Origin of the sequence: Mycobacterium sp. (assembly GCF_050701675.1) — a bacterium.
GTDB lineage: Bacteria > Actinomycetota > Actinomycetes > Mycobacteriales > Mycobacteriaceae > Mycobacterium.
Map to the genome: position 1 here is coordinate 1 of NZ_JBOGDD010000151.1, position 3,410 is coordinate 3,410.

Sequence of the window (3,410 nt, forward strand, 5' to 3'; positions counted from 1 at the left end):
CGTCTACGGCGATACGGTCAACGTCGCCTCGCGCCTGGTCAGCCTGGCGGGCGGCGACGAGATCTTCCTCTCCGGTGCGGTCTACGAGGCGCTGCCGCCGGCGCTGCAGGCGCAGACCCGCCTCATCGACCAGGTCCTGCTGCGCAACCGCCCGACCCCGGTGCCGGTCTACGAGCTGGTGCGCGAGGAGGAGGATGCGACCGTCAGCCTGCCCGTGCGCATGCGGTCGTCGAGCGCGACCATGGAGATCCGCCACGGTGACCGGCGTTTCGTCGTCGGCCCCGAACGCACCCGGCTCACCATCGGCCGCCACGCCAACAGCGACATCCACGTCGACCGCGAGCAGGTCTCGCGTCTCCACGTTGAGATCATCCTGCGCATCGACAAGTTTCTGCTCGTCGACCACAGCACCAACGGTACCTACGTCTTCGTCGACGACGGCCCGATGCTGCGCGTCGTGCGCGAGGAACTGGTGCTGTCCGGCGCCGGGCGCATCGTGCCCGGCGTCGAGACCGCGCCGCCGATCGTCTACCGCGTCTCGGCGCGGTGAGCCTGAGTCCAAGGACGATCTCCCCGCTCTCCCCGCCACCCCCGGCGCCGAGGGACCGGCGCCCTCCAGGCCGCGCTCAGAAGAGCTTGGCGCGGATCGCGTTCAAGGCCGCGTTGAACGCCGCGCGGTCCTGATCTTCGCGGTCGATCGCTTCGGGTACCGTTCCCACAGGCACGCCGGTTCGAGAACGTGTCCATCGGCATCAACCGTTCCATCGTGCGGGAAGCGCTTGCTCTCGTACATCGGGACGGCCCTCCTGTGCTCGCAGCGGTTCGATGCGACGCAGTCCTTGTACCCGCCGAGGGCGGGCGATGCCGGGCGTAGTGGAGGCCCCACCTCGCGACAAGCGAGCGGCCAGCGTACGCCGGACCAGAAGCGAGCGGGCGGAGCCGTCTTCCCGTTCGACCGCACGCGCACGCGTCTCCTAGCACCTCGCCGACAAGATCCGCCGTAAGCGTCGCGCCGCTTCGCCGGCCGCCGCCCTTTCCGACTGGACTCGACCGCACTCGACTGCATTTCGGGCTTGACCGCCCAGCTCGCAGGCCATATGGCCGCGGGGTCAGCGGGGGAGTCGGTGCTGAACGAGCCCACGCGGCACGCCGAAGCCTGACGGATACCGTGGTGGGGACGTCCGATACTTCGGCGTTATGTCGAATTCGCAGCCAATACGGGCTATCCGCCATGGCGACGATGGCGACGCGAGTGACCCCTGACGCATCCATTGGCGGAGACTGTCCGTGCAGGAAGTGAGTGCGCTTCAGCCGATCTGGGATTTCCTCCGCGAGCACGTGGGTGCCGAGGGCATCGCGTCTCCGGCCTTTCTGCTGACCGCCGTCGTGGCCGGCATCTACGTCCCGGGCATCCTCTTCTCGTTCGTCGACGTCGTGGTCACAAAGCGGCAGACGCTCGCGGAGTGTTGGGCCGTCTACTGGCGCGCCATGAAATGGTACGGGTCGCTGTACGTGGCGGGGATGATCGTCGTCGTGCTGGTGCCGCTCGCCATGATCGAAGTGCCGCCGCAGGCGCCCACGGTCTTCGAGTTCTGCAGGGATCTTGTACTCTACTTCCTGCTCGGCGACTTCGTGTCGTACTTCTGGCACCGCTTCGAGCATCGGCAGCGCTGGTACATGAAGTCCGTGCACTCGTACCACCACGTCGACACGCCGCCGCTGTCGATCTGGACAGCGATGGTAGTGCATCCGGTCGAGGGTTTCTCGGTCTTCGCCTGTTTCCACATCTACGGAATCCTGTTCCCGATCCACCCGCTGACCTTTGCCGTGGCGGCGTTCGCGGTCACCGCCGTCAACATGACGACGCACTGCAACTACCGTCTGCCGGTCTATGATTGGTTCTTCGCGACCGCGCGCGGTCACGACATCCACCACTCGAGCCGCGAGCCGAAGAACATCTCGGTGATGCTGTCGATCTGCGATCGGGCGTTCGGGACGTTCCAGCGGGTGCCCTGAGCGATCGGTGCGGCCCGCCACTATCCTGTCGCGCGCGATTGCTTTGTCCGCTCCCACACCCATTCCCCAGCCCGACCCGTCCGCGAGACACCGGGACCACGGGCCGATCACGGTGTGCTTCCTGGCTGTGACGCGGGCATCGTGATGCCGCTCGCGGTCGCCCTGCACAGCCTCTACGCCACGCACAGGCCGGACGAGCTGGTGGCCTACCTGTTCCACGACGCGATCCCCGCGGCGGACCTGGTCCGGCTCAAACAGAGCGTGCCGGCAGGAGCCGAGCTTCGCGTCTTGCCGATGAACACCGACGCCGTGGCCGGCGTGAAGTCCTGCGACGGCCTGCCGCGTGCATCGGCCCAGCGCCTCATGCTCGGCGCGATGCTGCCAGAAGAGCAGGCCCGCGTCATCTACCTCGACAGCGACGTCATGATCATGGATTCGCTCCGCCCGTTGTGGGAATCGGAGCTGGGAGGCCATGCGCTCGGCGCCGTGCGTGATGCGAGGATGCCGTGGATCGGCTCGCCCGCTGGCACACTGCGGCCGCTGCGGTGGCGCAAGCTGGCGGTCCCACCCGACGCGCCATACTTCAACGCCGGGATGCTCCTCATCGACCTTGTCGCGTGGCGGCGCCTTGACCTCGGTGGCAAGGCGAACTTGCGATCGTCGCCGCCATGATCCACCGCGAAGGAGCGCGGGCGCGTCGATCTCCGCGAAGCGCGCGAGCGCCTGGTCCATCTGCTTGCCGAGGACCTCGTGGCGGAGCGTCGACACGCCGCCGCTGTCGATCTGGACGGCGATGGTGGTGCGTCCGGTCGAGGGTTTCTCGGTCTTCGCCTGTCTCCACATCTACGGAATCCTGTTCCCGATCCATCCGCTGAGCTTTGCCCCACACCCTGGCGGCCGAGGGCGTGTTCAAAGAACAGCCCGACGGGTCGCCGCGGTTCGTGCCGGCGGAGCGGCCGCCGACCGCGATCGTCTACCGCGTCTCGGCGCGGTGAGCCCGGGCCCAAGGACGATCTCCCTGCTCTCCCCGCCACCCCCGGCGCCGAGGGACCGGCGCCCTCCAGGTCGGGGCTCAGAAGAGCTTGGCGCGGATCGCGTTCAGGGCCGCGTTGAACGCCGCGCGGTCCTGATCCTCGCGGTCGATCGCCCCGATCAGGCGCTTGAGCTCCGGGAAGATGGCGGCGCAGGCCTTCTCGTCGAAGGCGGGGACGCAGAGCGCCTGGATGCCCAGCGCGGTCTGCTCGCGGGCGCCGGTGGTGTACCACCACGGCACGTCGACGTTGCCCACCCGCTCGACGTTCGAGCCCGGCTGGCGGCCATGCGAGAAGCTGCGATAGGCCCCCAGCGTCGGGCCGCTGGCGAGCAGCGCCTGCAGCATGCGCCGGGTCGCGGCG

General features: G+C 68.3%; 4 protein-coding genes. 3 read left to right on the forward strand and 1 reads right to left on the reverse strand.

What is annotated here, in order from left to right:
* The 3 genes from ACRDUX_RS04355 to ACRDUX_RS04365 all read left to right on the forward strand — a co-directional run.
* Positions 1-550, forward strand: a 550-nt coding sequence (locus ACRDUX_RS04355; RefSeq protein ID WP_526411377.1) for an FHA domain-containing protein, incomplete at its 5' end; no start/stop codon positions are given.
* 737 nt (positions 551-1,287) lie between these two features.
* Positions 1,288-2,016, forward strand: coding sequence for a sterol desaturase family protein (locus tag ACRDUX_RS04360; RefSeq protein WP_526411379.1), 729 nt, complete (start codon positions 1,288-1,290; stop codon positions 2,014-2,016).
* A 114-nt stretch (positions 2,017-2,130) separates the two neighbouring features.
* Entirely contained in the window at positions 2,131-2,688 is a 558-nt protein-coding gene (locus ACRDUX_RS04365; protein ID WP_526411381.1) for a glycosyltransferase family 8 protein, read from the forward strand.
* Between the two features lie 400 nt (positions 2,689-3,088).
* Here ACRDUX_RS04365 and ACRDUX_RS04370 read toward each other — a convergent pair.
* The coding region (locus ACRDUX_RS04370; RefSeq protein ID WP_526411383.1) for a hypothetical protein at positions 3,089-3,410 on the reverse strand (322 nt) is incomplete at its 5' end.